A 5,192-nucleotide genomic window follows, 5' to 3' on the forward strand; every position below is an offset into this window, starting at 1 on the left:
CTCGGGCCTTCTGCTCACGGTCCGTGACGGTGACGACGAGGATGGGGATGTCGCGCGTCTCTTCCTTCATCTTCATCTCCGCCAGGAAGTTCCAGCTCGTCTCCCCCTCCAGCATCACGTCCAGCACCATGGCGGCCGGGCGCACGCGCAGCAGGGTGCGCCGCGCATCCTCCACGGTGCGCACCGGCAGCACCTGGAAGCCCGAGCGCGACAGGTACTTCTCGTAGAGGAAGAGCGTCTGCCGGTCGTCCTCCAGCACCAGCACCGGGGCGCGGGACGGGTCCAGGGTCTGGCTGCGCTCGGTGAGGCCCACCAGCTCCGCCACCTCCGGGTGGACGCGGGGCACGATGAACGTGAAGGTGGAGCCCTGGCCCGGCACGCTGCGCATCGTGAGGCTGCCGCCGAGGAACTCCGCCAGCCGCCGCGACAGCGCCAGCCCCAGGCCCGTGCCCTTCACCTTCTTCTGGAGCGGGCTCTCCACCTGGGTGAACTCCTCGAAGACGCGCGCCTGGTGCTCCGGCGGGATGCCGATGCCCGTGTCGCTCACCCGGAAGCACACCGTGTCCTCCGGGCCCCGCTCGGCCGTGACGGTGACGTGGCCCGTCTCGGTGAACTTCAGCGCGTTGGACACCAGGTTGCGCAGCACCTGGCTCACCTTCGCCTCGTCCGTCTCCAGCATCAGCTCCAGCGGCTCCTCGACGCGCAGCTCCACCGCCGACTCCGCCGGCACCAGCGGCCTCATCATCCCGCGCAGCGCCCCCAGGAAGTCCGAGGCGTTGAAGCGAGTGGGCCGCAGCGTCGCCTTGCCGGACTCCATCTTGGAGAGATCCAACAGGTCATTCACCAACTCCGAGAGGGCCTCGGCCGAGCCGCGGATGAACTGCACCTGCTTCTGCTGCTCGCTGGAGAGCGGGCCGTTGGCGGGGTTGGACAGCAGGCGTGCCAGGCCGAGGATGGAGTGCAGCGGGGTGCGGAACTCATGGCTGACGTTGGCCACCACGCGGCTCTTGATTTCGGCGGCCCGCACGAGGCTCTCCGTCTTCTCGTCCAGCTCGGCGTGCAGGGTGCGCACGCCGCGGTTGGACTCCTCCAGATCCCGGTTGAGGCGGGTGAGCTCGTCGGCGCGCCGCTTCAGCTCTCGCTGCTGGCGCTCCGTCTCGCGGTGCAGCACGGACAGCTCGCTCATCGTCTCGCTCACCTGCGAGAGCGACGCGGCGTAGTCCTCCGTCACCAGGCTGCCCATGAGCGCCGAGCCGCCCTCGTGCGGGGCGCCCCGGAAGGCGAAGGTGCGCGGCATGCCCCCCACGCAGAGGATGACCTCCCAGCCCTCGACCCGCTCGTCGCGGGAGAGGGTGATGAGCCGGTCCACCTTGTCCTCGGTGGCCTTGGCCGCCAGCGCCCGCAGGGGGCTTCCCGGGGAGACCTCCAGCAGGCGCACCGCGCGCTCGTCCGCCCAGGTGATGGTGCCCTCGGCGTCGCACGTCAGCGCCACCTCGCGGCTCAAGAAGTGCCACAGGGGCATGGGCAGGGAGGTCATCATGACGGCTCCTGGGTCAGGGCGGTGCGCCCGGTGGCCACCGTCACCCGGGACATTTCCGAGACAGCGGCGTCCCGTGCCAGCGCCGCCTCCAGCGCCTCCAGCAGGACGGGGTAGTCACAGCTCAGCTTGCGTTGCGGCCAGAAGCCCGCGTACCAGCGCACGTGCTCCACGAAGAGCCCGGGACGCTTCATGCCCAGCGAGTCCATGAGGTAGGAGAGCTGGAGCCGCAGCTCGTCGCCCAGGCGGACCACCTCCCCGGGCGTGAGGGCCTGGCGGGCCGCCAGCTCGCGCAGCGCGTGCGCCACCAGCTCGGGCGCGGCCTCGCGCAGCTCCTTCGCGGGGCCCTCGGGCCACTCCAGCGCGGCCTCCGCGGCGCGCACGTAGCGCAGCGCCTCGGGAGGCTCGCCCAGGCCCTCGCGCACCAGCGCCTCGTGCAGCCCCTGGAAGTGCAGGGCGATGTGGCGCGAGGACATGCCGCGCGCCACCAGCAGCCCCTGGAGCCAGCGTGCGTAACGCTCCAACACCCCCACGTCCTGGGCGTCCAGGGCCTGCACGAGGTAGCGCACGTGGAAGACGGCGTCCTCACCGCCGAAGCGGCGCGCCCGCTCCTCGCCGTAGCGGGCGAACCAGAACGGGTCGTCGTAGAGGTCCCGCACGGAAAGCTCGGCCAGCCGCTGGGCGCGGGCCTCCACCTGCTTGACGAGTGACCGCATGCCTACACCTCGAACATCTCGCAGGTCGCCGCCACCAGGGCACGAGCGTCCTTGCCGAAGAAGGGGACTCCCAATTCCGCCTCCAGCCCGGGTGCCCAGGTGAAGGCCAACCCCCCAACGACGATTGGCAGGCCGGGCGAGAGCCCTCGCACCGACGCCACCGCCCGACGCAACGCGGGCACGTGGTACGACATGGTCACCGAGAGCGCCAGCAGATCCGGTCGGCTCTCGCGCACCTCGCGCACCATGTGCTCCGTGGGGACATTGGCTCCCAGGAAGCGCACCTCGAAGCCGGCCATCTCCAGGAAGTCGCTGGCCATGCGCGCGCCCAGCTCGTGCAGCTCGCCCTCCACGCAGGAGAGCATCACGGTGCGCCCGTTGGCCGGTTCCCTTGGCAGGTGCCGGTAGAGGTGGGAGAGGGCCAACTGGGAGATGGCCGTGGCCAGATGCTCCTGCGCCACGGAGATGTGGTTCTCCTGCCACAGCCGGCCGATTTCCTGCTGGGCGGGCTGGATGACGTCCAGGTGGATGGAGGGGACGGGGATGCCCCGCAGGAGGCCCTCATCCACGAGGAGGCGCAGGGCCTCGCGGCGGTTTCCCGCGAGTTGAGCGGCGAGGTAGGAATCCCGGAGCGCGGCGATGGTGTCGTTCATCACGTGATGAGGGGCGCGAAAGAGGGGGGCACCACAGGCTATCTAAGGAGGGGACACTTCATACAGCGAAGCCAGCCGACACCCTATGCACTCAACAACCACCCCCGAGCCGCGGGTAGTGGTGGGTGTGAGAGTCGCTCACTCGGAGTCCGGGCGAGGGGTCCGTGCCGCTCCGGGCTGGGATGAAAACGGCACGAGGCGGAAAAAGCGGGTGACAGTTCGGGCGGGCCAGGGTGTTTCCCTCTCGTAGGAGGTCCCATGAATTCCCCCCCTCGCACCCCCGACTGGCTCCTGGAACGCATCGCCCTGGGTGAGCTGCCCTCGGAAGAGCTCGTCGCCGCCCGGGCCCGCCTCCTCGCGGAGCCGGAGGGGGCCGCCCGGCTCACCGCGCTCGAGGCCGACAGCGCCACCACCCTCCAGCGGCTTCCCCCGGCCGAGGTGGCCCACCGGGTGGCCTCCCAGGGGCGGGTGCTCCAGGCCAGGAGGGAGGGCCCGGCACACCGCTTTCGCCCCGCCTTCGCTCTCGTGCCGGCGATCGCGGCGGTGGCCCTCCTCGTCCTCGTCCGGCCCCAGGCCCCCGCCCCGGTGGGCGACGAGGTGCCGGAGGTGACGCGGGTGAAGGGCCTGGAGCCCCGGCTTCTCGTCCACCGTCAGCGCGCGGAGACGCCGGAGGCCCTCGTGGAGGGGGCGCGGGTGGCCGAGGGCGATGTGGTGCAGGTGGCCTACGTGGCCGCGGGTCGGACCCATGGCGTCATCCTCTCGGTGGACGGGCGCGGCACCGTCACCCTGCATGCCCCCGAGTCCGGGGAGGCCTCGGTACGACTGGCGACCTCGGGCACGCACGCGCTGCCCGGCGCCTACGCCCTGGACGATGCCCCCGCCTTCGAGCGCTTCTTCCTCGTCACCGCCGACGCCCCCTTCGCCGTGGGGGAGGTGCTCGCCGCCGCCCGCTCGCTCGCCGGGCATTCCGAGGCGCGCACCTCCCCATTGCCCCTGCCCCCGCGGTACACGCAGAGTTCCTTCCTGTTGGAGAAGTCCTCACCATGAGAGCCCTCGTCCTCCTGTCCCTGCTGCTCGCCGCCCCCGCGCTCGCGGAGCCGGGCGCGGTGCGGCGGCTCGCGCTGCTGGTGGGCGTCAACGATGGGGGGGCCGAGCGCGTGCGCCTGCGCTATGCCGCCTCGGACGCGCGGGCCTTCGACAAGGTGCTGGGGGAGCTGGGCGGAGTCTCCCCGGCGGACCGGCGCCTGCTGCTGGAGGTGGGACGCGCGGGCCTGCTGGAGGCGCTCGGAGAGCTGCGCACACGGACCCAGGCCGCCCGGAGCTCGGGGGCCTCGCGCGTGGAGGTGCTCGTCTACTACTCGGGCCACTCGGACGAGGAGGGGCTGCTGCTCAAGGGCGAGCGCATGGACTATGGCGAGCTGCGCCGCGCCCTGGAGGCCCTGCCCGCGGACGTGCGTATCGCCGTGCTGGACAGCTGTGCCTCGGGCGCCTTCGCGCGCGCCAAGGGAGGCACCCGCCGGCCCGCCTTCCTCGTGGACTCGGGCAACAAGGTGAAGGGGCATGCCATCCTCACCTCCTCCAGCGAGGACGAGGCGTCGCAGGAGTCCGACAGGCTGGGGGGCTCGTACTTCACCCACCACCTCATCTCCGGCCTGCGCGGCGCGGCGGACGTCACCCGGGACGGGCGCGTCACCCTCAACGAGGCCTACCAGTTCGCCTTCCACGAGACGCTGGCCCGCACCGAGAAGACACGCGGCGGCGCCCAGCACCCGGCGTATGACATTGAATTGGCCGGCTCGGGGGATCTGGTGATGACGGACCTGCGGGCCACCTCCGCGGGGCTGTTCCTCGCCGAGGCGCTGGAGGGCCGGCTCTACGTGCGCGACGAGGCGGGCCAGCTCGTGGTGGAGGTGGAGAAGCTGGCGGGCCGGCCCACGGAGCTGGGACTGGCGCCCGGGCGCTACCGGGTGCGGCGCGAGGTGGAGGGCGGGGCCTCCGAGGCCGCCTTCACCCTGGTGGAGGGGCAGCGCACGCCGCTGGCCCTGGCGCAATTCCAGGGGCTCGCGCGGGAGGCCACGGTGTCGCGCGGGGGAGGGCAGGTGCAGCCCGAGGGGTCCGCCGCGCCCGAGGTGTCGGTGGTGGCGGAGCCGGGGCGCGCGGTGGTGCCGCTAGCGGCGAGTCTCTTTCCGCCGCTGAGCACCAACACGTGGCTGGCACCGGGCCAGAGGGTGGAGAACCAGTGGGCGCTGGGGGGCGTGAATGGGGGGGCGGCGCTCCGGGGCGTGG

Annotated in this window: 5 protein-coding genes; 2 read left to right on the top strand and 3 right to left on the bottom strand. The window is 72.1% G+C overall.

Going from position 1 to position 5,192, the window contains the following annotated elements:
* The 3 genes from VF794_RS11380 to VF794_RS11390 all read right to left on the bottom strand — a co-directional run.
* On the bottom strand, nucleotides 1-1,540 hold a 1,540-nt coding region (locus tag VF794_RS11380), incomplete at its 3' end, for an ATP-binding protein (RefSeq protein WP_331109620.1).
* A complete protein-coding gene (locus VF794_RS11385; protein ID WP_331109622.1) occupies nucleotides 1,537-2,253 on the bottom strand; it encodes a hypothetical protein in 717 nt (238 codons plus the stop codon). The genes VF794_RS11385 and VF794_RS11380, both read right to left, overlap by 4 nt.
* A gap of 2 nt (nucleotides 2,254-2,255) precedes the next feature.
* Nucleotides 2,256-2,906 carry a cobalamin B12-binding domain-containing protein gene (locus VF794_RS11390; protein ID WP_331109624.1) on the bottom strand — a complete coding sequence of 217 codons (651 nt, stop codon included), beginning with the start codon at nucleotides 2,904-2,906 and terminating at the stop codon, nucleotides 2,256-2,258.
* A 258-nt stretch (nucleotides 2,907-3,164) separates the two neighbouring features.
* Here VF794_RS11390 and VF794_RS11395 point away from each other — a divergent pair, with 258 nt between their 5' ends.
* Nucleotides 3,165-3,953, top strand: coding sequence for an ActD-like protein (locus tag VF794_RS11395; RefSeq protein WP_331109626.1), 789 nt, complete (start codon nucleotides 3,165-3,167; stop codon nucleotides 3,951-3,953).
* Nucleotides 3,950-5,192 (top strand): caspase family protein (locus tag VF794_RS11400; RefSeq protein ID WP_331109628.1); only part of this gene is annotated, 1,243 nt, incomplete at its 3' end. The genes VF794_RS11395 and VF794_RS11400, both read left to right, overlap by 4 nt.

The organism is Archangium sp., assembly GCF_036389735.1.
Lineage (GTDB): Bacteria > Myxococcota > Myxococcia > Myxococcales > Myxococcaceae > Archangium.

Coding starts and splice junctions, on each gene's coding strand:
- VF794_RS11385 (WP_331109622.1), bottom strand. CDS start 2,253: ATGCGGTCACTCGTCAAGCAGGTGGAGGCCCGCGCCCAGCGGCTGGCC.
- VF794_RS11390 (WP_331109624.1), bottom strand. CDS start 2,906: ATGAACGACACCATCGCCGCGCTCCGGGATTCCTACCTCGCCGCTCAA.
- VF794_RS11395 (WP_331109626.1), top strand. CDS start 3,165: ATGAATTCCCCCCCTCGCACCCCCGACTGGCTCCTGGAACGCATCGCC.